The 23,567-nt window shown below is 27.9% G+C and carries 33 protein-coding genes; 32 read left to right on the top strand and 1 reads right to left on the bottom strand.

Going from position 1 to position 23,567, the window contains the following annotated elements; all coding sequences use genetic code 11:
* Positions 1-5: 5 nt before the first annotated feature.
* The 14 genes from ACFWTK_RS01710 to pyrR all read left to right on the top strand — a co-directional run bounded on the left by ACFWTK_RS01710 (position 6) and on the right by pyrR (position 9,048).
* A complete protein-coding gene (locus ACFWTK_RS01710) occupies positions 6-722 on the top strand; it encodes a DUF881 domain-containing protein (protein WP_415874422.1) in 717 nt (238 codons plus the stop codon).
* A gap of 10 nt (positions 723-732) precedes the next feature.
* Positions 733-1,074: a small basic family protein gene (locus tag ACFWTK_RS01715; RefSeq protein WP_415874423.1), complete on the top strand. Its 342-nt coding sequence runs from the start codon at positions 733-735 to the stop codon at positions 1,072-1,074.
* A gap of 9 nt (positions 1,075-1,083) precedes the next feature.
* Positions 1,084-1,818, top strand: a complete 735-nt coding sequence (locus ACFWTK_RS01720) for a DUF881 domain-containing protein (protein WP_415874424.1) — start codon at positions 1,084-1,086, stop codon at positions 1,816-1,818.
* On the top strand, positions 1,815-2,504 hold the full coding sequence (locus tag ACFWTK_RS01725) for a YggS family pyridoxal phosphate-dependent enzyme (protein ID WP_415874676.1): 690 nt from the start codon (positions 1,815-1,817) through the stop codon (positions 2,502-2,504). Before ACFWTK_RS01720 ends, ACFWTK_RS01725 begins: the two co-directional genes overlap by 4 nt.
* Before the next feature lie 11 nt (positions 2,505-2,515).
* Positions 2,516-2,980 (top strand): cell division protein SepF, encoded by a 465-nt coding sequence (locus ACFWTK_RS01730; protein ID WP_415874425.1) that lies wholly within the window; start codon positions 2,516-2,518, stop codon positions 2,978-2,980.
* A 14-nt stretch (positions 2,981-2,994) separates the two neighbouring features.
* On the top strand, positions 2,995-3,261 hold the full coding sequence (locus tag ACFWTK_RS01735) for a YggT family protein (protein WP_415874426.1): 267 nt from the start codon (positions 2,995-2,997) through the stop codon (positions 3,259-3,261).
* Between the two features lies 1 nt (position 3,262).
* Entirely contained in the window at positions 3,263-4,045 is a 783-nt protein-coding gene (locus ACFWTK_RS01740) for an RNA-binding protein (protein WP_415874427.1), read from the top strand.
* Positions 4,046-4,061: 16 nt separating this feature from the next.
* On the top strand, positions 4,062-4,655 hold the full coding sequence (locus tag ACFWTK_RS01745) for a DivIVA domain-containing protein (protein WP_415874428.1): 594 nt from the start codon (positions 4,062-4,064) through the stop codon (positions 4,653-4,655).
* Positions 4,656-4,769: 114 nt separating this feature from the next.
* A complete protein-coding gene (locus ACFWTK_RS01750; RefSeq protein ID WP_415874429.1) occupies positions 4,770-5,462 on the top strand; it encodes a 5'-methylthioadenosine/adenosylhomocysteine nucleosidase in 693 nt (230 codons plus the stop codon).
* Positions 5,463-5,472: 10 nt separating this feature from the next.
* Positions 5,473-6,282 (top strand): 3-deoxy-7-phosphoheptulonate synthase, encoded by an 810-nt coding sequence (gene aroF / locus ACFWTK_RS01755; protein ID WP_415874430.1) that lies wholly within the window; start codon positions 5,473-5,475, stop codon positions 6,280-6,282.
* Between the two features lie 68 nt (positions 6,283-6,350).
* Positions 6,351-6,971 carry a TraR/DksA C4-type zinc finger protein gene (locus ACFWTK_RS01760; protein WP_415874431.1) on the top strand — a complete coding sequence of 207 codons (621 nt, stop codon included), beginning with the start codon at positions 6,351-6,353 and terminating at the stop codon, positions 6,969-6,971.
* 123 nt (positions 6,972-7,094) lie between these two features.
* Positions 7,095-7,544: a signal peptidase II gene (gene lspA, locus ACFWTK_RS01765; protein WP_415874432.1), complete on the top strand. Its 450-nt coding sequence runs from the start codon at positions 7,095-7,097 to the stop codon at positions 7,542-7,544.
* Positions 7,544-8,449, top strand: a complete 906-nt coding sequence (locus ACFWTK_RS01770) for an RluA family pseudouridine synthase (protein WP_415874433.1) — start codon at positions 7,544-7,546, stop codon at positions 8,447-8,449. Before lspA ends, ACFWTK_RS01770 begins: the two co-directional genes overlap by 1 nt.
* Positions 8,450-8,511: 62 nt before the next feature.
* Positions 8,512-9,048 (top strand): bifunctional pyr operon transcriptional regulator/uracil phosphoribosyltransferase PyrR, encoded by a 537-nt coding sequence (gene pyrR / locus ACFWTK_RS01775; protein WP_415874434.1) that lies wholly within the window; start codon positions 8,512-8,514, stop codon positions 9,046-9,048.
* A 153-nt stretch (positions 9,049-9,201) separates the two neighbouring features.
* Here pyrR and ACFWTK_RS01780 read toward each other — a convergent pair whose 3' ends face one another.
* The gene (locus ACFWTK_RS01780; RefSeq protein WP_415874677.1) at positions 9,202-10,944 is read right to left on the bottom strand and encodes an Rqc2 family fibronectin-binding protein; all 1,743 of its coding nucleotides are present in this window, start codon (positions 10,942-10,944) and stop codon (positions 9,202-9,204) included.
* 175 nt (positions 10,945-11,119) lie between these two features.
* Here ACFWTK_RS01780 and dapF point away from each other — a divergent pair, with 175 nt between their 5' ends.
* The 18 genes from dapF to spoIIIAE all read left to right on the top strand — a co-directional run bounded on the left by dapF (position 11,120) and on the right by spoIIIAE (position 23,559).
* Positions 11,120-11,938 carry a diaminopimelate epimerase gene (gene dapF, locus ACFWTK_RS01785; protein ID WP_415874435.1) on the top strand — a complete coding sequence of 273 codons (819 nt, stop codon included), beginning with the start codon at positions 11,120-11,122 and terminating at the stop codon, positions 11,936-11,938.
* Positions 11,939-12,082: 144 nt separating this feature from the next.
* Positions 12,083-13,717 carry a GspE/PulE family protein gene (locus ACFWTK_RS01790; protein WP_415874436.1) on the top strand — a complete coding sequence of 545 codons (1,635 nt, stop codon included), beginning with the start codon at positions 12,083-12,085 and terminating at the stop codon, positions 13,715-13,717.
* Positions 13,704-14,903 (top strand): type II secretion system F family protein, encoded by a 1,200-nt coding sequence (locus tag ACFWTK_RS01795; RefSeq protein ID WP_415874437.1) that lies wholly within the window; start codon positions 13,704-13,706, stop codon positions 14,901-14,903. Before ACFWTK_RS01790 ends, ACFWTK_RS01795 begins: the two co-directional genes overlap by 14 nt.
* 26 nt (positions 14,904-14,929) lie before the next feature.
* Entirely contained in the window at positions 14,930-15,367 is a 438-nt protein-coding gene (locus tag ACFWTK_RS01800) for a type II secretion system protein (protein WP_415874438.1), read from the top strand.
* Position 15,368: 1 nt separating this feature from the next.
* Positions 15,369-15,845 carry a pilus assembly FimT family protein gene (locus ACFWTK_RS01805; protein WP_116485970.1) on the top strand — a complete coding sequence of 159 codons (477 nt, stop codon included), beginning with the start codon at positions 15,369-15,371 and terminating at the stop codon, positions 15,843-15,845.
* Entirely contained in the window at positions 15,823-16,302 is a 480-nt protein-coding gene (locus tag ACFWTK_RS01810) for a hypothetical protein (RefSeq protein ID WP_061857370.1), read from the top strand. Before ACFWTK_RS01805 ends, ACFWTK_RS01810 begins: the two co-directional genes overlap by 23 nt.
* A gap of 2 nt (positions 16,303-16,304) precedes the next feature.
* Entirely contained in the window at positions 16,305-16,775 is a 471-nt protein-coding gene (locus ACFWTK_RS01815; protein WP_061857371.1) for a type II secretion system protein, read from the top strand.
* Positions 16,772-17,170, top strand: a complete 399-nt coding sequence (locus ACFWTK_RS01820) for a hypothetical protein (protein WP_061857372.1) — start codon at positions 16,772-16,774, stop codon at positions 17,168-17,170. The genes ACFWTK_RS01815 and ACFWTK_RS01820 overlap by 4 nt, the downstream gene beginning before the upstream one ends.
* Positions 17,171-17,195: 25 nt before the next feature.
* On the top strand, positions 17,196-17,957 hold the full coding sequence (locus ACFWTK_RS01825; RefSeq protein ID WP_061857373.1) for a hypothetical protein: 762 nt from the start codon (positions 17,196-17,198) through the stop codon (positions 17,955-17,957).
* A 2-nt stretch (positions 17,958-17,959) separates the two neighbouring features.
* The gene (locus tag ACFWTK_RS01830; protein WP_415874439.1) at positions 17,960-18,436 is read left to right on the top strand and encodes a hypothetical protein; all 477 of its coding nucleotides are present in this window, start codon (positions 17,960-17,962) and stop codon (positions 18,434-18,436) included.
* The gene (locus ACFWTK_RS01835; RefSeq protein WP_415874440.1) at positions 18,426-18,845 is read left to right on the top strand and encodes a hypothetical protein; all 420 of its coding nucleotides are present in this window, start codon (positions 18,426-18,428) and stop codon (positions 18,843-18,845) included. Before ACFWTK_RS01830 ends, ACFWTK_RS01835 begins: the two co-directional genes overlap by 11 nt.
* Positions 18,846-19,183: 338 nt before the next feature.
* On the top strand, positions 19,184-19,741 hold the full coding sequence (efp, locus tag ACFWTK_RS01840) for an elongation factor P (protein WP_415874442.1): 558 nt from the start codon (positions 19,184-19,186) through the stop codon (positions 19,739-19,741).
* A 21-nt stretch (positions 19,742-19,762) separates the two neighbouring features.
* Positions 19,763-20,137 (top strand): CD1247 N-terminal domain-containing protein, encoded by a 375-nt coding sequence (locus ACFWTK_RS01845; protein ID WP_415874443.1) that lies wholly within the window; start codon positions 19,763-19,765, stop codon positions 20,135-20,137.
* A gap of 196 nt (positions 20,138-20,333) precedes the next feature.
* Positions 20,334-21,257 (top strand): stage III sporulation protein AA, encoded by a 924-nt coding sequence (spoIIIAA, locus tag ACFWTK_RS01850; protein ID WP_415874444.1) that lies wholly within the window; start codon positions 20,334-20,336, stop codon positions 21,255-21,257.
* Position 21,258: 1 nt separating this feature from the next.
* Positions 21,259-21,783 (top strand): stage III sporulation protein SpoIIIAB, encoded by a 525-nt coding sequence (gene spoIIIAB / locus ACFWTK_RS01855; protein ID WP_415874445.1) that lies wholly within the window; start codon positions 21,259-21,261, stop codon positions 21,781-21,783.
* A 12-nt stretch (positions 21,784-21,795) separates the two neighbouring features.
* Positions 21,796-21,993 (top strand): stage III sporulation protein AC, encoded by a 198-nt coding sequence (spoIIIAC, locus tag ACFWTK_RS01860; RefSeq protein ID WP_061857379.1) that lies wholly within the window; start codon positions 21,796-21,798, stop codon positions 21,991-21,993.
* Between the two features lie 9 nt (positions 21,994-22,002).
* Entirely contained in the window at positions 22,003-22,386 is a 384-nt protein-coding gene (gene spoIIIAD, locus ACFWTK_RS01865; RefSeq protein WP_415874446.1) for a stage III sporulation protein AD, read from the top strand.
* Between the two features lie 21 nt (positions 22,387-22,407).
* Positions 22,408-23,559, top strand: coding sequence for a stage III sporulation protein AE (spoIIIAE, locus tag ACFWTK_RS01870; protein WP_415874447.1), 1,152 nt, complete (start codon positions 22,408-22,410; stop codon positions 23,557-23,559).
* Positions 23,560-23,567 lie beyond the last annotated feature (8 nt).

The raw sequence follows: 23,567 nt of genomic DNA on the forward strand, positions 1-23,567 counted from the left end.
CTTATATGAATAAGTTACGTTCGCAAATATCTGTAGGTATTGTATGCGTACTTTTAGGATTTATGATAACGTATCAGTTAAAGTCAATAATGAAACAACAAAAGGAAGCTGATGATAAAAGAAATGTGGCACAGATTACTGTAGAAATGGAACAGTTAAAAAAGCAAAAGCAAAGCTTAGAGGATAAAGTAAATGAACTTCAGACTCAGATTAAAAGCTACGAAGATGCTGCTTCCAACAATGATGAGTTAACAAAAGAAATAGTGAAAAAGTTAGAAGATACCAGAATACTTACTGGAAGTGTCACTGTAGAAGGAGAAGGTGCTATAATATACTTAACCCCTCAAAATGAGTTTTTCGGAGGAACTATGGAAGGGCCAACTATCATAGATACAGATTTAATTAGGATCGTAAATGAATTAAATGCAGCGGATGCAGAAGCTATATCTATAAATGATATAAGAATTACATCCAGGACTGGCATAAGAAACGCTGGTAACTATATTACAATAAATGATGAAAGAATTTCTCCGTATAGAAGGATTACTATTAAAGCCATAGGTAATAAAGCAAAGTTAAAGCAGGCCTTAGAGTTTCCAGAAGTGCTAAATACAGGCTTTGATGGATATGAGGTAAAGTATGAAGTAGTAGATAAAGTACAGATTAACAAGTATGATAAGAGTTTAAAGTTAGAATATGCTAAACCTATAGAAGATAAATAGAGGTGTTTTTATGATTATATTAATTGGACTTATATTAGGTACTATAATAGGAATGTTCTGGGATGTAAGTATTCCTTTGAAGTTTTCGCCGTATATTTCTGTTGCGATTTTTGCATGCTTAGATTCAGTTTTTGGAGCTATTAAGGCATCTATAGATAAAAAGTTTAGAGCAGATATATTTATTTCTGGTTTTTTTGGTAATGCCGTTTTAGCTGTTGCCCTTACCTACTTAGGAGATAAGCTAGGCATGCCAATATATTTGGCAGCTATAATAGTATTTGGAGAAAGAATATTTAATAATTTCTCTTCAGTAAGAAGGTTACTCTTAGAAAGGGCAAAGCCACATCAATGAGGTGATTAAATGAAGACTAATGAAGCTAATATATTTATTTTTATAGCTTCAATATTTATAGGAATACTGATAGCATCTAATATGAACTTTAGTGAAATTAATAATAAGGTATTTCTAACACCAGCAGAATATCAAGAAGCATATGATTATAACAGAAAGCTCACTAGTGACATTAAAAATTTAACTGAGAAATATTATGATTATTATGAAAAACTTCAAGCGTATAAAGAAAATAAAAATAATAAGGACGATGTATTAGAGGAAGTAAACAAAGAAATATATAATAATGATATTATACTAGGAAATGTAGATGTTGAAGGAGAAGGAATAGTAATAAACTTAAGCGATGCTAGTGATGAATTTCAAGAAAGTGTAGTAGATCCAACTGATTATTCAGCTAGGATAGTACATGATGCTGATATTGTGAATGTAATAAATGAACTAAAGGTTGCAGGAGCAGAAGCTATTTCTCTCAATGGACAGAGAATAACTGATAGATCTAGCATATTATGTTGGGGAGTTTTTGTTGAATTAGATGGAGTCAAGGTTCCTGGACCTTTTAACATAAAAGCAATAGGAAATAAAGATAAGCTATATAGCTATATGATAGCAGATGGTGGGTATATATCTTTTCTAAAAATTAGAGGAATTAAAGTTGATATTAGTAAATATGATAAAATAAAAATTTTAGCTAGCGATAAAAGCTATGATTATAGTTTTATGAGGGAATTAAAAGAAAAATAACTTGTAAGGAGACGGTGAAAGTGTCCATAGAGGAAAAAATTAATAATATTATTAATGAGATTCCAGAAAGTATTACCTTAGTTGCTGTTTCAAAGACTAGAAGCTTAGATGAAATGGAAGAAGCTTATAAAGCTGGTATAAGAGACTATGGTGAAAATAAAGTACAAGAACTTATAGAAAAAGAAGAAAAGTTCCACAAGGATGTCAGATGGCATTTAATTGGTCATTTACAAAGAAACAAAGTAAAGTATATTGTAGGTAAGGTTTATCTAATACATTCTTTAGACAGCATTAAATTATTAGAAGAAATAGAAAAAAGATATTCTGAAAAAGGAAAGATAGCTAATGCTCTAATTCAGATAAACATAGGAAAAGATCCTAATAAGACTGGGATTTTATTAGAGGAATTGGAAGATCTTATTGAAGCTTGTGAAAAGTGTAATAATGTTAAAATAAAAGGTCTCATGACTGTGCTTCCGAAGGAAAGTGAGGAAAAATGCAGAAAGTACTTTAATGATATGAAAAAAATATATGATTTACTGTCAAAAAAGAGTTATAATAATATAACAATGGAATATCTTTCAATGGGTATGACTGGAGACTATAGAATAGCTATTGAAGAAGGTGCCAATATTATTAGGATTGGTGAAGGAATATTTGGTAAAAGAATATATAATAATATTTAGGAGGGTGCAAAATGGCAGGTAAAATGATTAACAAAGTTATGGATTTTTTAGGTTTAGAAGAAGAAGCAGAAGAAATAGAAGAAGTAGAAAATGAAAATATAGAACAAGAAGAAGAACAGATAGAAAATGTATTTAATACAGCTGCTTCAAGAAAATCTAAAAATGGTAAAGTTGTAAGTATTCATACTACAGCCAGTGCAAAGATACTAATAGTTAAGCCTACTGATTATGATGAGGCAATAGAAATATGTGATAATTTAAAAAATAGAAAAATAATAGTAGTAAATATGACCAAACTTGAAGGAAAAATAGCTCAGAGGTTATTAGATTTTATGGGAGGAGCTAGTTATGCATTAGGTGGTTCATTAGAAGAAGTTGAAAAGGGAGTATACATTATTTCTCCATCTAATGTGGAAATTTCTAATGAATTAAAAAATGAATTATCAAGTAAAGGGATACTAAGTTGGACTAAGTAATATTGGAGGACAAAATGATATTGTTACAAAAGGCTTTTAGTTTGTTATTTTCCCTAATAGAATTACTAATAATGATTGATGTAATTTTGTCATGGGTATATATGAGAGAGAATTCTTTTACAAGGCTGATACATATCTTTACAGAACCTTTTTTGTCTCCAGGTAGGAAAATACAGGATAGGTTAATGCCAGGACTTCCAGTTGATTTATCTCCTATAATGGGATTGTTTATATTATGGATAATCGAATCTATAGTAAACACAGTATTAGGAATTTTTTAAGATGAATAAGAAAGAATTTTTAAGAAAAATAAACTATGAAGATAAGGTGATTTTATCAAATATATATGATAAAATCTTTCTTCATGAAAAAATAGGAAGACCCGTATATACAAATGAATTCTATCCACCTGTTATTTGGAAGAGTTTAATTAAGATTGGCGTGGAATTAAACTGCAAAATTAGTACTTATGGTGTTTTTGATGAAAGTGATAGAAGGCTTATCTGTATAATGTCAAAAGATGAAATTGATACTATATATGATTATCCAGTGGAGTTGTTAAAAATAAAGAATAAGTCTAATTTTGTTCAATTAAAACACGGTGATTTTTTAGGTGCTTTAATGAGTCAAGGTATAAAAAGAGAAAAATTTGGAGATTTAATATTGGAAGACCAAGATTGCTATGTCCCTGTATGCAGCGATATTTCAAAATTTATAAAGGAAAACTTGGTCAGAATAGGTAAAAGTCCTTGTGAAATTGAAACTATAGATGTAGAAAGTACTAAAGTTCCTGAATATAAATTCGAAAAAAGGAATATAGTGGTTACATCTATGAGAATTGATTCTGTGGTTGCGGGAATATGTGGTGTATCTAGAAATATTTCTGCAGATATGATTAAAAAGGGGTTAATTTTACTCGATTATGAAAAGATTGTAGAAAAAGATGTAAATGTAGATGTTGGCGCTATTATAACTGCTAGAGGATACGGAAAATTTGAAATTCATGAGATCACTGGTAAAACCCAAAAGGGTAGAGAAAAGCTAGTTATAAAAAAATACGTATAAGTATGGGGTGGATGACATGGTAATTACATCAATGGATATTAATAACAAGGAGTTTAAGAAGTCTCTTAGAGGCTATGATTGTGATGAAGTAGATGAATTCTTAGACAAAATTTCTGAAGATTATGAGATTATCTATAAAGAAAATTCATCTCTTAAAGAAAAAATAGAAATACTAGAAGAAAGATTAAAGCACTATGCCCAGATAGAGGAAAATATTCAGAAAACTTTATTATTAGCTCAAACCGCTGCAGAGCAAGCTAGAACTGCTGCTCAAAATGAATCTGAATTGCTAATTAGACAAGCAAATGAATCAGCTCAAAAAATAATAGATAAGGCTCACAATGATGTTATAAAGATACAGGATAATTACGAAGCTATGAAGCAAGAGTTTTTAAAATTTAGAGCTCAATTTAAGGGATTTATGAATGCACAATTAGATACATTCAATAGCTTGGAAAAAGAATTTATGAAAAATTATAATGTCGGAAGTGCGGTTGAGGTTTCGGATATTGTTAAGCCTAAAGAAATAGAAAATGAGTCTTTAGAGGAAAACGAGCAAGTTGATGATGATTTAGATTCTATAAAAAGTTTTTTTGTAAAAGACAACTAAAAGTCTCATATTGAGGCTTTTTATTTTTAGTTAAAAAGGGCATCATTGACAATAAAAAAGTATTACTGTATTCTATTATAAGCATATATACATATTTAAAGAAGGAGAGATATTATGATTATTGGAATTATTGGTGCTATGGATGAAGAAATTGAAATATTATTAAAAAATATTGAACTTATAAAGAAGGATAAAAAGGCAAGTATGGAATTCAATTTGGGAAAACTTTGGGAAAAAGATGTTGTTGTAGTAAGAAGCGGCATAGGCAAGGTGAATGCAGCAGTTTGTGCTCAAATTTTGATAGATGATTACAAAGTAGATAGAATTATTAACGTGGGAGTTGCTGGAGGCATAGGTAAAGAAATAATGCCTGGAGATGTAGTTATAGGTGATAGCTTGATTCAACATGATGTGGATACATCAGTATTTGGAGATGAGCTTGGACAGATACCTAGATTGGGAACTTACGATTTTAAAGCTGATTTGGATTTAGTTAGATTAGCGAAGAAGGTTTGTGAAAATTCTACAGAACATAAAAGCTTTATTGGAAGGATAGCCTCAGGTGATCAGTTTATAGCAAGTGTTGAGAAAATTAGATGGTTAAATGAAAAATTTAATGCTATTGCATGTGAGATGGAAGGTGCAAGTATAGCCCAAGTATGTTATTTAAATTCAATTCCTTTTGTAATAATAAGATCTATTTCGGATAATGCTAATAATGGAGCTCATATAGATTATGAAAGGTTTGTTCCAATTGGTGTAAAAAATTCTACTAATATATTAAAAGGTATGTTGCAAGCTATGTAGGTGATAATAAATGGATAAATTACTTGTTGAAAAAACAGATGAAAACTCATCTAGAGTACAGATAAAAGATGTAGTCATTGGAGGAAAGAAAAAGGTTATAATTTCTGGACCCTGTGCAGTGGAAGATTATGATATCATGCTTTCTATTGGCAAGAAATTAAAGTCCTTAGGAGTAGATATAATAAGGGGAGGGGCATTTAAACCTAGGACATCTCCCTACAGTTTTCAAGGACTGAAAGATGAAGGACTTAAAATATTAAAAAAAGTTGGAAAAGAAATAGGATTACCCGTGGTTAGTGAGATAATGGATACTAGAGATGTGGAGAAAGCTGTAGATTATATAGATATGATTCAGATTGGTTCTAGAAACATGTATAACTATAGTTTGCTGAAAGAAGTTGGAAAAACAAAAACTCCTATTCTTCTTAAAAGAGGTATGAGTTCAACCATAGAGGAATGGCTTTATGCAGCAGAATACATTATGGCAGAAGGTAATTATAATGTAGTGTTATGCGAAAGAGGTATACGTACCTTCGAAAACTATACAAGAAATACACTAGATTTAAATGCAGTTGCTGTAATAAAAGAAAAGTACAAATTGCCTATAATTGTAGATCCGAGTCATGGTACAGGAATAAGAGAACTGGTTCCAAGAATGTCTATGGCAGCTATAGCTGCTGGCGCAGATGGACTAGAAATTGAAAGTCATATAGTACCTAATGAAGCAATGTCAGATTCTTCACAGACTATTTCTATGGAAACACTAAAGAATATAATTGAAAATGTAAAAAAAATTAATATAGATTTTAGCCTAGTGTAATAAAATAAATTTCTTTGAAAAAAATAAATAACAGATTCTGATTATTATTTTAAAGGGGCTGTTATTATATGGATAAGGCTAAAATGGAACAGTTAAAAAAACGATTATTAGATGAAAAGTCAAGAGTGCTTAATCTTATAGAAAAAATAGAGGAGTTTGAAAACATAAAGTCTGATAATGAATTATCATCAGAATTATCTCTTTATGACAACCATCCGGCAGATACTGGGCAACAATTTTATGATAAAGCTAAAGGTGCCGCTCTTCATAAAAATGAAATTGAAATATTAAACTCTATAAATGATGCTTTAAAAGAGATAGATATGGGCACATATGGAAAATGTAAAGCTTGTGGAAGAGAAATTTCAGAAGAAAGATTAGAATTTATTCCTTATACTCAGTACTGCATTAATTGTAAAAAGGCTCAATACGAATCTATGCCTCCAGAAAATCATAATAGACCACCAGAAGAGGAAGTAATAGAAGAACCTTTTGGATATGGACATAATGATGGCTCAGATGCAATTGGATTTGACACTGAGGATAGCTATCAAAGCGTTGATAAATTTAACAGAATGGAAAATGTATATGATTATGGACATTATGGTGAAGATGATGATGAAATAGGATATGTGGAAGATGTAGAAAAGATAAGCAATGAACAATATAAAAGACAATTACCAGATTAAACAACTTACTATTATATGAAATAAATATTTTTACAGCTTATACTTGATATTGTAAAATTATTAATATTGTAATAAAACTTTATGTATAAGCTGTAAGTTATAGTTTACTATGGGGGGGATATTTTGGAGATTGCAATTATTATAATTGGAATATTAATGGACAGAATTACTAAAGTATGGGCCTTAAAGACTATAAAATTTGGAAATGATATAGTAATTATAAAAGACTTTTTTTCTATTCAATATTTAGAAAACAGAGGAGCTGCTTTCGGAATATTTCAAGGAAAGACTTTATTACTATCAATAGTAACTTTAATAGTAATTTTGGCAATAATATATTATTTAATAAAATATAAGAAGGAAATTCATAAACTGACTAGAATTAGTTTAGCTCTTATAATAGGAGGAGCTTTAGGAAATCTATATGATAGAATTATATATAAATATGTAGTAGACTTTATAATGTTACATTATAAAGATATATATTATTTTCCTACTTTTAATATAGCAGATATATTAGTAGTTGTGGGAACTGTAGCATTAGCAATTTCAATATTAAGGGAAGGTAAGTAATGGACATAGAACGACTAATTGTAGATGATGAACATGTTAATTTTAGACTAGATGTTTTTTTATCAAAAAACTATGAAGATAAATCAAGATCATACATACAAAAACTTATAGAAGAAGAAAATGTAAAGGTAAATGATAAAATAAAAAAAAGCAATTATAAGTTGAGACTAAATGATATTATTACTATAAATATTCCTGAAACTCAGGAGCTAATAGTAGAACCTGAAAATATACCTCTAAATATATTGTATGAGGATGAAGATGTTATAGTAGTAAATAAGCCACAAGGAATGGTCGTTCACCCTGCGCCAGGTAATTATAGTGGAACACTTGTAAATGCTCTATTATACCATTGTAAGGATTTATCAGGTATAAATGGTGTTGCAAGACCAGGGATTGTTCATAGAATAGATAAGGATACTTCTGGAATATTAGTAGTAGCTAAAAATGATAAGGCTCATAAAAGATTAGCAGAACAATTGAAAGAACATACAATGAAAAGAGAGTATATAGCTTTATTAGAAGGTAGACTAAAAAATGATGAAGGGATTATTGATAAACCAATAGGAAGAAATCCTAAAGATAGATTAAAGATGGGAGTAGTTGAAGGAGGAAAAAAGGCTGTAACTCATTATAAGGTCATAGAAAGATATGAGAAAAATACTTTAGTAAAATGTATTTTGGAAACAGGGAGAACTCATCAAATAAGAGTACATATGTCATATATAGGACATCCTCTAGTAGGAGATCCTATATATGGATTTAAAAAGTCGAAATTTAGTTTAAATGGTCAGATGCTTCATGCTAAAAAATTAGGGTTTATACATCCTTCATCAGGAAAATATATTGAATTTGAATCAGATTTACCAGATTATTTTAAGGAAGTATTGAGAAAGCTTTCTTAATAAATTATGGTTTATTATGAATTACTAAAATTACTTAATATAAAAGATGGGGAGGAGCAAATATGGAGTTTAAGTCGGTTCTTTTGGATGAAAAAGCAATGAAAAGAACTCTCACAAGAATAGCACATGAAATAATTGAAAAAAATAAGGGTGTAGAGAATTTATTGCTTGTAGGAATAGAAAGAAGGGGAGTTCCTATAGCAAAAAGAATAAGTAAACTTATAGAAGAGTTTGAAAACGCAAAGGTTGAAGTAGGTTCTGTAGATATAACTCTATATAGAGATGATTTAACAGAGATTGGGGAACAACCAATACTTAATAAAAGCTGCTTGGATATGGGAGTTAAAGATAAAAGGGTTGTTTTAGTTGATGATGTGCTCTATACAGGAAGAACAGCAAGAGCTGCTATGGAAGCTGTTATTAAATGTGGAAGGCCTGCTAATATTCAGCTGGCAGTGCTTGTAGATAGAGGACATAGGGAACTTCCTATAAGAGCCGATTATGTTGGTAAAAATGTTCCAACTTCAAGGAAAGAGATAATTTCTGTAATGGTTTCAGAAATTGATAATGAAGATTCTGTTAAAATATTTGAGACATAATTGCTGCAAAAGTGGCTGTTGCAAAACGAATATTTATAAACTATCATAAATAAAAGCCATGCATATAAGGAAATATATTTCCCTATTTATGCATGGCTTTTGATTTTATACAGGACTTTTATGCATATTGCAATAGCCACTTTTTATTTATATTTAATCTATTATTTGCTTTAGATTAGGTATTTCAGGTGTTACATATATAGTTTGGTTAGTATAATATATAACCATTCCAGGCTTTGCTCCACTAGGTTTTTTCACATTTCTTACTTGTGTATAATCTACGGGAACATTGGAAGAATTCTGAGACTTACTGTAATATGCTGCTAAGTTTGCAGCTTCCTTTAGGGTATTTTCCGGTATAGTATCTACACTTTTTATAATAACATGAGATCCAGGAATATTTTTAGTATGGAGCCAAATATCGTTTTTATGTGCAAATTTTAATGTAAGATAATCGTTTTGAATATTGTTTTTTCCTACATAAATATGAAATCCATCTGTAGAAACAAAATGCATAGGCTTTGACATCTTTGTTTTGCTGGACTTATATGATTTTTTAAATTTAATGTAGCCAGTTTCTATTAGTTCCTTTTTTATTTCTTCAATTTCAGCATAATTATCTACATTTTGTATATTTGTTAAAACGGATTGTAGGTATTCTAATTCATCATCATTTTGTTTAAGTTGTTCATAGGCAGATTCTTCTGATTTTTTTAACTTATTATATTTTTTATAATAAGATTGAATATTTTCTGAAGGAGTTTTGTTTTCATCTAAGTATATTTTTACTTTATCATAGTTTTCGCTGTAATAGTTGTCAACTTCGATTTCTTTCATGCCTTTTTTTAATGCATATATATTTGCAGTTAAAAGTTCACCAAATAGTCTATAGTTTTCTTTATCTTTACATTGTTTTAATGTATTGTTCAATATTTTACTCTTTTTAGTACATCTATTTATATTGTTAATTATAACCTTTTGAAGATCCGAACTTTTAGATTTTAATCTGTCTAACTTGTCTTTAGTAAAATAAAAATCTTCTATTAAATTGGATGGCGATGAATATGAAACCTTTATATATTCATTTAAACTGCTAAGTTCTATGCAATAAAAATCTATAAAATTTCTTTCGCTGCTCTTGTATAAGGTGTATTTAAAATCTTTAGTTAAGATTTTATTAATTATAATTTTAGTATAATCTAATATTTTATTTAGAAAACTTGCCTCTAAAGGTATATTATTTAATGTTAAATTGAAACATATTTCTGTAGATAAAGTTTTGCTTATACCGGTAAAGAGACTAGAAAACATGTATTTATTAAAATTTATATTGTTATCCTTTATATAAGCATAAACATCATTATAAGTAAAATTGAAAGGGTTGAGCTTATTGGACTTTGGAGGATAGATATATTTAACTCCTGGAAATATGCTTCTATAGGTATTTATATCAGAAGTAATATGTTTTATACTATCCATGACCATATTATCGCGTTCTCTAACTAATGTTATATTACTATGTCTTCCCATAATCTCAGTGATAAGGAAATATACACTATTAAATCCTAATTCATCTGTGCTTTCGAAACGAATAATTACAATTCTATCACTGTCTATTTGGCTTATATCTAGTATTTTAGCATTGGTAAGATACTTTCTAAGGACCATACAAAACATAGGAGCTTTCATAGGATTAGGTTTATTTAACTTAGTTAAATGTATCCTAGGGTAGGTAGAACTAGAACTTATAAGCAATTTGTGATTTATTCTCCCCTTACGTATGTTTAAAATTATTTCATCCTTTTCAGGTTGATTTATTTTATCAATTTTTCCTCCTATAATAACATTTTTCAATTCTTCTACTAAGCTAAATAAGAATATTCCATCTAATGCCATATTATCATCCTTTCTTAAGTTACAACTACATAGCTGCAAGGCAAGAAGTTTAAACACTTCACAAGTAGTTACTCTTTATAGTATAGTATTTACATAGACAATAATCAATAATTGAATAAGTAATAGAGAAAATACATTGGCCAAAAGTATGTGCTTTTTAATTGGAGGGATTTAATTGAAATTTACTAAGATGCACGGAACAGGAAATGATTTTATAGTTATTGAAGATTTAAATAGAAATTTGAAAGGAAAGGAGAGCGATATAGCGCAAAAGTTATGTAATAGAAGATTTGGAATTGGAGCTGATGGGATACTTTTTGTCAGAAAAAGTAGTATAGCAGATATAGAGATGAAAATTATAAATGCTGATGGGTCATATGCAGCTATGTGCGGTAATGGCATAAGATGTTTTGCAAAATATGTATTTGATAAAAAAATTATATGCAAAGACAAAATTAAAATTGAAACAGGAAACGGTGTTAAAATAGCTGATTTAACAGTTAAAAATGAAGAGGTTTCTGAAGTAACTATTGATATGGGGACTTATTCGTTAAACCCTAAATTAATACCAGCTGAATCAGAAGAAGAAATTATAAATAAAAATATAGTTGCAAATGGTAAGGAATATACTATAACTTCTATGCTAATGGGAGTACCTCATACAGTTATTTTTTGTAACTTAGATGATATAAATGTTGAAGAAGGAAAGTATATAGAAAAACATAACATGTTTTGTGAAGGTACTAATGTAAACTTTTGTGAGATAGTTAGCAGAAATGTTATCAAGGTAAAGACTTGGGAGAGAGGTGCAGGTCCAACTTTAGCTTGTGGAACAGGAAGTTGCGCATCTGTAGTAGCTGCTAAGTTATTGGGATATATAGATGATGAAGTAAAAGTAATGGTGCCGGGTGGAGAACTTTTAATCAAGCTGTTAGATAAAGAAGTACTTATGACTGGACCAGCAGTTACAGTTTTTGAGGGAGAAACAGTTTAGTATAAGTTTAATATGAAATGATAAAAATCCTATTTAATTAATGGGATTTTTATTTTTTGGAAAAATTGATTAAAAAGTTTTATGTTGGAAAGAATATGTAAATGATTTGATAATTAAATAAATTTAGTTATGGTGATAAATATGATGAATAGACTGGTAAAAGTTCTTATAAAAAATAATATCATAACAAAACTAGATTATGAAAACATAATAAATATTCAAAATACTACTGGAAAAGCAATGGATGAAATACTTATATCTAATGGATTTATTGATGAAAATATGTTTTATGAAATCATTGGTAAAGAATTTGATATAAAAAATGCAAACCTAGATAAAGCTTCCATTCCAACTAAAGTTATAAAAATTTTACCAAAGGAAATAGTAAAAAAATATTGTGTTATTCCATTTGATATAGAAGGAAATGATTTATATGTCGCTATGTACAATCCATTAAATGATTCTGCAATCGATGATATAAGGTTTATTACTAATAAGCAGGTTATTCCTTACATAGAGAAAAAAAGCAAAATACTCTGTGCAATAGAAAATTATTATGAGAATTATGAATCACAGAATCATAGTTATCTGATAAAGAAAAAAGTTGATGATGAAATAGTTGAAAAAACATCTATAGTTAAACTAACTGATTCAATAATTAGTGAGGCTATAAAAGAAAGAGCGAGTGATATACATATAGAACCAAGAGAAAATGACTCTATAGTGAGATTTAGAATTGATGGGTTATTAAAAGAAGAAATGATAATTCCAAAGGAAATATACTCATTAATATGTACTAGGATAAAGATAAAATCAGGTATGGATATATCACAAAAGCTGCTTCCACAGGATGGCAAAATGGGATATACATTTAATAATCAAGAATTTGATTTAAGGGTATCATCAATTCCAATTTTATATGGAGAAAAAATAGCAATAAGAATCCTATATAAACTAAGTAAAGGAATATATATAGAAAATTTATTAAATGATGTAACACAAAGAGAAGAAATAAAAAACATTTTGAGAAATCCAAACGGCATCATACTAGTGACTGGTCCAACTGGAAGCGGTAAGACCACTACTTTGTGTGCTATGTTGAATCATCTAAATTCTAAAGAAAAAAATATAATTACTATTGAAGATCCAGTAGAGTATGAAATACAAGGAATTAATCAAATGAACGTAAATAGCAAGGCTGGACTTACTTTTTCAACAGGACTTAGAAGTATACTAAGGCAAGATCCAGATATAATCATGGTTGGAGAAATAAGAGATGAAGAAACAGCTAAAATTGCTATAAAAGCGGCTATAACAGGCCATCTAGTATTATCTACTCTCCATACTAATGATGCTGCTAGTGCAATAGTAAGACTTGCTGATATGAATGTGCCTAATTATTTAATAGCCGATTCACTGGTTGCAGTAATTGCACAAAGACTTTTAAGAAATATATGTGAAAACTGCAAAATAGAATATAGTCCTACAGATAAGGAGAAGAAAATTTTATCATTAGATAATAATGTGAAGATTTTTAAGGGTGCAGGATGTAAATACTGCAATGGAACAGGGTATAAGGGAAGAAGTGCCATATTCGAAATTATGCATATCACTAATAATCATAGAGAATTGATAAGAAAAAAATCTTCTTCTCTTGAAATAAGCGAATTTAGTACAAAGAACGGGATGTCAACATTAAAAAATAAGTGCATGGAGCTGGTTATGAATGGAATTACAACAGTTGATGAAATGATGAGGATTTGTTATGAAAACATATAAATACAAAGCTTTAGATATGAAAGGAAAAATTGTTAGAGGTAAATATGCATTAAAAGATGAGAGAGAACTGTTCCATATAATTCATGAAAAAAATCTATTTTTATTAAATTATAGATTAAGTAAAAGTAAAGTTTTGTTTAGTAAAGTTACTTTTAAAGATATAGCTATATTTTGCAAGCAGTTTTCAGAGATATTAAAATCTGGAATAAATTTATCAAAAGGATTGGATATTCTCTGTACTCAAAGATTAAATTCTTCAATTAGGGATAGTTTATACAGCATAAAATGCGATGTAGAAAATGGCAAAGAAATTCACTCTAGTTTAAGTAATTTTCCTCAAATTTATCCTGAATTCATGATTCAAATGATAAAAATAGGTGAATATAGTGGTAATCTAGATAATATACTCTCTAGTCTGTCGGAATATTATATTGAACAATACAACATTCAAAAGAAGATAAAAACTTCATTAGTATATCCGCTATCGGTTCTTATTAGTACAATAATAATTGTGTTATTTCTTACTTTAAAAATATTACCTAATTTTATAAGCGATATTTCTAAAACTAGTGACTTATCTATAGATGCAGAAAGCATGATGAGTATAATGAATATGAATAAAGTAATTACATTCAATACATTTAAGATATCTTTTATAATTGCATGTATTTTATTATTGATTTTATATAAAAAGATGAATTTAACTAAAGTAATAAATCACTTTAAGTTTGAAGTCCCTATAATAAGTAAAGTTTTTTTAAGCATATGGGAAATTAACATTGCTAGAAGTTTAAATATTTTGATAAATAGCGGAATACCAATTATTTCTGCTTTTGAAATTATTAAGGATAGTGTAGATAATGATCAGATTAAAAGCAAATTATCTAAAGTCATTTCTGATATAAGAGAAGGAATGAGTTTATCCAAGGCTTTAGAAGAAGAAAGTTTGTTTGATAATATGTTTATATCAATGATATCTATAGGAGAAGAGACGGGAAATTTGGAAGATATGATAGAGAATGCAGCAGCAATTCATAAATTTGATATAGATGAAACAATACATAAAATTTCTAAGCTTGTTGAGCCAATTACTATACTAATAGTAGGTGGAATAGTCGTTTGTGTTATTATGAAAATTTTAATTCCAGTAATGAATACACTAGATTCAATTGAATCTATATACTAAGTATATGATTGTAAGGAGGAATAAGTTTGAAAAATAGGAAGCTATCTAAAAATAAAAAAAAGGGATTTACTTTAATTGAGCTTATAATAGTTATGTCAATAATATTAGTTATGGCCAGTTTTTTAATACCTAAATTCAATGGATATAGAGCTAAAGCTCAAAGATTAAAAGTAGTGGATACTGGAAGGCAAATTTACTTAGCAGTAATGGACAGTTATATTGAAGGAAATGAAAGTTTTAGCCAGCAAGGGATTGCCAAAACAACGGAAGAATTGCTAGGAATAGATAATATAGAATTTGATGAAAGTTCTAAAAATGTAATGAGCGTTAAATATGAAGTAGATAAAAAGCAATACTATTTGGAATTTAATACAACTAGTACTGGATTTAAGATTCAAGACAATGCGCATAATCAGATATATCCTCCAACGGATAGCATACAGGCGTTAGCTCAGGAGGAATAGAGTGCAGACATTACAAAATGGAAGTTATAAGGTAAAGACACACAAAGGAATAACTATGATTGAACTAATTATTGCTTTAAGCATATTAGCTATGGCAATAGGAGTTTGCATTACTAATTATTTTAAATTTTATGATAGTTGGACCAATAGTACTAGTGTAGATTTGTGTAATAACTATATACTACATATGATAAAAAATTCTGCGCTATATTGTAAAAATAAGAATAAAAGTGGATATCTATTATTTTCTGAAGAAAATAAGGTTAAATTTTTCTGTGGAAATAAAAAAATAGAAGAATATGAAATTCCATTGGAATTTAAGTTTAAAAATACAGAAAGCTTTTATAAAAGGATAAATATAAATAACTTGGGAGAAGTTTTAACATCGTGTACTATAAATTATCAAGATAAGCAGGGAGAACTTCATAGGATAACAATAAGGGTAGGAACAAGATATGTGCAGATTAAAAACGAATAAAGGTTATATTTTATTAGAAGCAGTTTTTAGTATAATTCTACTTTCTTTAGTACTGAGTTTTATTTTTAGTATGGAGATGAGAAATATAAATTTAAAAAAATATAATTTAGAGATAAATAAATATGCAGAGTTTCTAGAAGGTTTAAAAAACACATTGATTTTTAATAAAACTTATGAAGATATAAAAAATATAGCTTATGAAGGAGAAAATTTAAACGATGAGAGTTGTGCTACTAAAAAGTTATACATAAATAATGAAAATATAAATTTAGATGTTCTTAAAAACAAAGAATTTTCAGAAATAATTACTTTTGAAAAACCTAACAAATTACCATATTTAGAAATAAAAGTTCATGGAGAGCCTAATAATGTTATAAAACTTAACTTAAATCTTATATTTAGATTAGTTGATGAAACTAATAATATAAGCACTTCTTTTTATAAAGGGGATTACTAATAATGAAAAAAGGGTTTACTATAATAGAAGTTATAGTAGCAATGGGAATTGGGATAACTATATTGCTTATAGAGATAAATATGTTATCAACACAAGCAATAAAATACAAAAAATTTATAAAAGCCGATAGAGAAGAGAGTTATTGCAGAGAAGCCCTAAGATTTATAGAGGGTGAGGTTTATGCATTAGATAACAAATCTGTTAAAGTGAATGAAGACACTATAATCATAAAAAAACTTAACGGTGATGAGAATATAATAAAAGCTCTTAAAAAGTATAATGGCAAATTTAAAATTGTTATAACTTATAATAAGGTAAAAAATACAAGTAAAGTTACTGACACTATTATAGAAGATGTAGCTGCATTCAAAATCACATTAAAAGAAAATCTCATATTTATTTCTATAAATACATTAGAGGGAGAAAATTATGAAAGATGTTTCGGAATAGGAAAAAAAGAGGATATATTATGATAAGCACACTAATAATCAGTAGCGTTGTTATTGGAATGCTATTGTATGAGTATAAGCTTCGAATTATGGAAAAAAGGTATATTATAAGCACTATTGAAAGTGAGCTTAAATCTGATCCTTATGAAGAATATAGGGTGCATTTGTTAGCTAGTTTAAACAAGTATCTTAAGGATAATATAAAAACTTGGGATGATGAAAATATACATAATAAATTATTAGAATTAGATAAAAATAGATTGCATTATGAGGATTCTTTTGTGGAATATGACTCACAATCCAAAGAAATAATTTTATCTTTACATACTAGAGATGGATTAAGTAAAAAAGAGTTTTATAGATGTATACTCACTAAAAATGATAAAGAAGAAACAGTATGTAGTATAGCTAAAATTTAAAATTAAATAAGGAGATAGTAATACTATGGGAAGAAATATGCTATTAACTATATCTAAAGAATATATTAAAACTTTAGAATTTAATAATAAATTTTTGAAAAATAAAAAAATAGATTATGAATCTATGCTTAATGAGGAAAAGATTAATGTTAATTTTAAGAATAGAAATGTATATATAATTATAGAAGGTGAGGAAATATATATTAAGTATTTAAAGTTACCAAATATAAAAAACAAGCATAGTCTAAACTCTATTATTAAAAATGAATTAATTTTTATGTATGGGAAAAAGTCAGAAAATATATTTTATACTTACACTATTTTAAATGAAGAAAATAATGAATTAGAAGTTTTGGTTTTTTGTATATATTGTGATAAATTGAGCTGTTTAGAAAAATGTATTAATGATAATAGAGTAAAAAAAATAAATTTAATACAATTTTGCTTTTTAAATTATTTTGAAAAGAGAATAGAAGAAAAAGATTATGTATTCTTATTTAGATTTAATAATAGTTTATATATTTTAGGGGTAATGAAAAAAAGAATGATAGCTAATAGAATAATAAATGAAGTAGACTGTAATTATGACTTAATAGTAGATGGCTTAGATTATGTTTTACATAAGCTAGATCAATATAATGGAAAAGTATCGAAGATATATAGTGCTAATTTTAATGATAAAGAGTTTATAGATTATATTAACAATCTAATGAAATATAAATATGTAGATTTGGGAAGTTTAAGTAGTAATAAAATGATAGAATATTTTACTATAACGAGGAAATAGGTATGCAGGATCATAATTTTTTACCATTGTGGTATAGAAACAAAATAGAAAAGAAAAAAAGGATTAAGTTCAGAATTTACATGTGTATAATGTGTTTTATAATCGTGGTTGGAAGCGCTAGACTTTTTAAATACGAAAAAGAATTCAAAAGATTGAGAAATATGAATGATTTAAAAAGCAATAAGACTTTAAAGAATGAGGATAAAATAAATGAGACTCAGGTTATGAAATATGATACCATAAATGCTTTTAATAGTTTAAAAAAATATGTACAGGATAAAATAGTTTTTGATTCACTAGAAATAAGTGGAGAAGAGATTTGTGTGGAAAATAGTTTTAATAATATAAAAGCTGCTAGAAAAATGATAGAGAGTATAGAAAAAGGGAAGAGCTATAGAATTAAAAGTATAGATATACAAAATATAAATGAAAATAAGATTGTAACTAAAATAGAGTTAGAGGTAAAAGATGATGAATAGAGATTACAAAAAAGGTTCTATATTACTTATAGCACTAATTGGAATTATAATAATTATTGCTTTAAATTTTATTGTAGTCCAACGAATTTCTTTTCAAAAGGAAAAGCTAGAGAGCTTTTCTTATACAGACACTACAAAGAAAAAAGTCAGCAATATACAATACTCTAATATAATTAAAGATATAGAAAAGAGAGAATACATAAAAATTGAAAGAATAGTCAACAATATGGATAGTAATATAGTTAATATAAATTTGAAATTTAAAGGAACGCTATATCTATTAGAAATTTTTATTGAAGATATAAAGAACAAAGATAATTTTTACAGTGTAAGTTCCATAAAACTAAAGAGGGAGAACAATGAAACTTATATTGGAGAACTAAGTATAAATTTCATAGATGGTTATTAAAATAATAAAAATTTATGCATAAAATAAATCTATTTGCAAATATTCGCAAGTTTTGATAAAATATCATTGGTTACAATCAGGAGCTGAAAAAATTAAGTGTGTAAATACTGTTTTATTTCTTGATAAAGCATATGTTTATATATTTAGTTTGATACAAGAAAAAACTCTAAAAGCAATTAATTCATATTTAAAATATATAAGTCATGTTTTATAATATGATATAAAGTATAATATAGAGTAATAGATGTCCTTATATATTTTAAATGATGTAGAATTGGTGTTAATATATGTTTTAGAGTTATAATAAAATTTATAATTAATTAGTGGAGGGATACATAATGATTTCAGCTGGAGATTTAAGAAAAGGAACTACTTTTGAACTAGATGGACAAGTTTATAATGTAGTTGATTTTTTACACGTTAAGCCAGGTAAGGGAGCTGCATTCGTAAGAACAAAACTTAAGAATGTTAAAACAGGTGCGGTTACAGAAACAACTTTTAACCCAACTGCTAAATTCCAAGAAGCAGTTATTGAAAGAAAAGAAATGCAATACTTATATAGTGATGGAGAACTTTATTATTTTATGGATCAAGAAACTTTTGACCAAATTCCTTTAAACTATAGTCAAGTAGAAGAAGCCATTAAGTATTTAAAAGAGAACATGTTTGCAATAATTAAATTTTATAAAGGAGAGGCTTTCTCTGTTGAAGCTCCTAACTTTGTAGAATTGCAAATTGTTGAATGTGAACCAGGAGTTAGAGGAAACACTACATCAAATGTAATGAAACCAGCAAAATTAGAAACTGGAGCAATAGTTCAAGTTCCACTATTTGTAAATGAAGGAGAGACAATAAGAGTGGATACTAGAACTGGAGAATATATGGAGAGAGTATAACTACTCTAAGGGAGTGGTAAAATGAGTTCTCTTATATCAAGATTATCTTCTTTAAAAGAGGAAATTAAAGATATAGAATCTAAGGGCAATTTTAAAGAGTATAAGATCTTATCTGATATAAGTGATATTCTAATGGATATTGCTAAGAAAATAGATAAAACAGAGGATAGTATAAATGAAATTAACGAATATGTAACTGTCCTTGATGAAAATTTAGGCAATATAGAAGAAGAAATATATGGATTTGAAGATGAAGAAGAAGAGTTTAATAGCTATGATTATGTAGATATAGAATGTAACAAATGTCATGAAATTTTAGCTGTTGAAAAGGAATTTTTAAATGAAGAAGATGAATTAAAATGCCCTAATTGCCATAATTCCATATATTTAAAATAATAAAAAAATATTTAATAATTAAGCATATATGTTTGCAAATGAAATATTGCGAACATATATGCTTTTTTTATTACAGAAATTTATATTGAAAATAGTCGAAGAAACTTAAATATATTTGTGTTTTAATTTTTTTATTAAATGGAATAATTATAGAACCATATAAATAAAAATTTAATAAGAAAGGAGGATGAAAATTATGAACACTAAAGATATATTTTATATTTTACCTCAATCTATAAAAAACATTATTGAAAAGATAAAAGAACTGGAAAAACTTCAGGAGATAAGAATAAAAATAAATAAACCTATATTAATTTATGCTGACAACAAGGAAATTGTAACCAATTATATAGTTACAAAAGAAGAATTAAAAACAATTGTACAAAGAATTAGTAATTACTCAATTTATGCTTTTGAAGAAGAGATAAAGCAAGGGTATATTACTATAAAAGGCGGTCATAGGGTTGGGCTATGTGGCTCATGTGTTATTGATAACAATAAAATTAGGACTATAAAAAACATAGCTTCTCTAAACATAAGAATATGCAGAGAGGTTATAGGATGCTCAAAACAAGTAATGCCATACATAATTGAAGATAATAGAGTTCTAAATACTATACTGATATCTCCTCCTAAATGTGGAAAAACTACTCTATTAAGAGATATAAGTAAAAGTATATCAAGTGGAATGAAAATAGCAAATTTGAGCTTTGTTGGTAAAAAGGTTTGCATAATAGATGAAAGAAGTGAGATAGGAGGATGTTATGACGGAGTACCACAAATGGATGTAGGTTTAAGGACAGATATTCTTGATAATTGCCTAAAAAGTGAAGGGATTATGATGGCTATAAGAAGTATGGCTCCTGATGTTATTGTCTGTGATGAGATAGGAACATATAAAGATATGGAAAGTGTGTTAATGGCTATGAATTCTGGAGTAAATCTAATTACAACTATACATGGTGCAGGAGTGGAAGATTTATATAAAAGACCAGTCTTTAAAGAAATATTAGAAAATCAAGTGTTTCAAAGAGCTATAGTACTGAGCGGTTTGGGTGGTGTAGGTACAATCGAGTATATATATGATTTTAGCAAAAAAGAAAAACTATGGAGGAGATAGTATGCTGTATTTAAAGATAGTTGGATGCACTTTGATTTTATTATGTTCTTCGTTTATAGGTTTTTTATATGGTGAAAGTTTAAAAAAACGGGTTTTTCAGTTAAAAGAAATTGAACAAGCATTATTAGAACTTAGGAGCAAGATAATTTATGCAAACGAATCTCTTCCAGAAGCTTTTCAAGATATAGGGCATAAATGCAATAAGCCAATAGGAGGCATATTCTTAGAAATTTCTAACTTACTATATAGCAACGAGGTAGATAGCGTAAATGAAGGATTTAAAAGAATGTTCAAGCAAAATAGAGACAAGTTAAATTTGAAACAAAATGATATTGATATAATGCTAAATCTATCAAAATCTTTAGGAGAATCAGATATAGAGGGACAAAAAAGTATATTAGCATTGACCTTGGAAAATATAAAAAAGCAAATTCATGATGCAGAAATTGAAATGAATAAAAATGTAAAAATGTATAGATATCTCGGATTTTCCTTCGGGGCTATACTTACAATTATGATTATATGAGGGGGTATAGGAATGTTAGATGTGAGTTTAATTTTCAAAATAGCTGCTGTTAGTATATTAATTATTATTCTTGATAAAATTTTAGAGACTACTGGAAAAAAGGATTATGCCATAATAGCAAATCTAGCTGGAATAATCATTGTGCTGATGATGGTAATAAATCTTATAAATAAGTTATTTAGTACAGTAAGAACTATGTTCCAGTTTTAGGAGGAATGTATGGAGATAGTAAAGGTAGTTGCATTTACATTTGTTACACTATTTGTAGTGTTGGTATTTAAAAATAGAAGAAACGATCTAGCTATACACATTAGTATAGCAGCAGGAATACTAATTTTTCTATTTATGCTTGATAAGATTACTTCCGTATTACAATTACTTCAACAGCTCGCATTAAAGGCAAATATAGATTTTGTATATCTAAATATAGTATTTAAAATACTTGGAATTGCATATTTGGCGTCCTTTTGTAGTGAAATATGTAAGGATGCAGGAGAAAATGCATTAGCATCTAAGGTAGAGTTTGCTGGAAAAATATTGATTTTAGTATTGGCAATTCCTATCTTAATGGCAGTATTACAATCTATAATGAAAATTATGTGAAAAAGACATAGGAGTAAAATTATGAAAAGATTAATATTTATATTGTTACTGTTTTTGTTAATTCCTCTTAATGTACAAGCCTCTGAACCAGCACCGATGATGAAACAAGAGGAGATTCAGCAGGTTGAACAATTATATAATTATATGACAAATATGAAAACAAAATATGAAATTTTAAATGACGTAGATATAAAAACATATGTTGAGGATTACATGAAAAGTGGAGATGGTAAGCTTTCTACTAAAAAAATTTTTAAAGCATTGCTAAGTTATGGATTTAGAGAAGTAATAGCATGCGGGAAACTTATGTATATGATAATAATAATATGCATTATTTGTGCTCTTATAAATAATCTTGAGAATGCATTTAGTAATGGCAATCTATCAAATATAGCATATTTTGCATGTTATGCACTGCTTATAATATTGATATCTAGAACATTCTATATAGGTGTATCTACCGCAAGAGAAGCAATAAAAGATATGACTGACTTTATGGCAGCCTTAATGCCGGTTTTACTAATGTTATTAGCCTCTGTTGGAGGATTTTCACAAGCAGCTGTTATGGATCCTATAATAATTGGAGTTATAAATATAAGCGCTAGAATATTTATAAATTTAATAATACCTATTATTGGGTTATCTTTTGTAATACAATTTGTAAACAATATATCTCAAGAGTATAAAGTAGATAATCTATCAAAACTATTAAATAAATCTGCTCTTTGGATACAAGGGATTATAATGACTATTTTTATAGGAACTGTGACTATAAGAAGTATGGCTACAGCTACAATAGATGCTGTAGCAGAAAAAACTGCAAAGTTTGCTGTAGATAGCTTTATACCAATAGTTGGTAAAAGCCTTTCAGATGCAATTTCTACTGTAGCGGGGTATTCTTTACTTTTAAAAAATGCATTAAGTAGTATAGGATTAATTATTTTAATAGTAATACTAATATTTCCGGTAATTAAAATTGTAGTTATGGCATTTATATATAAATTGACCGCAGCACTTATAGAACCTATCAGCGATAGTAGACTAGTTAAGTGCATAGCTTCAGCAGGAGATTCTCTTATACTTATAAATTCATGCCTCATCAGCGTTTCAGTAATGTTTTTTATAATTATATCAATAATTGCATCTGCAGGCAGAAGTATTTTAGGAGGATAAAGGAGGAA

The organism is Clostridium sp., from assembly GCF_047777555.1.
Taxonomy (GTDB): Bacteria; Bacillota; Clostridia; order Clostridiales; family Clostridiaceae; genus Clostridium_H.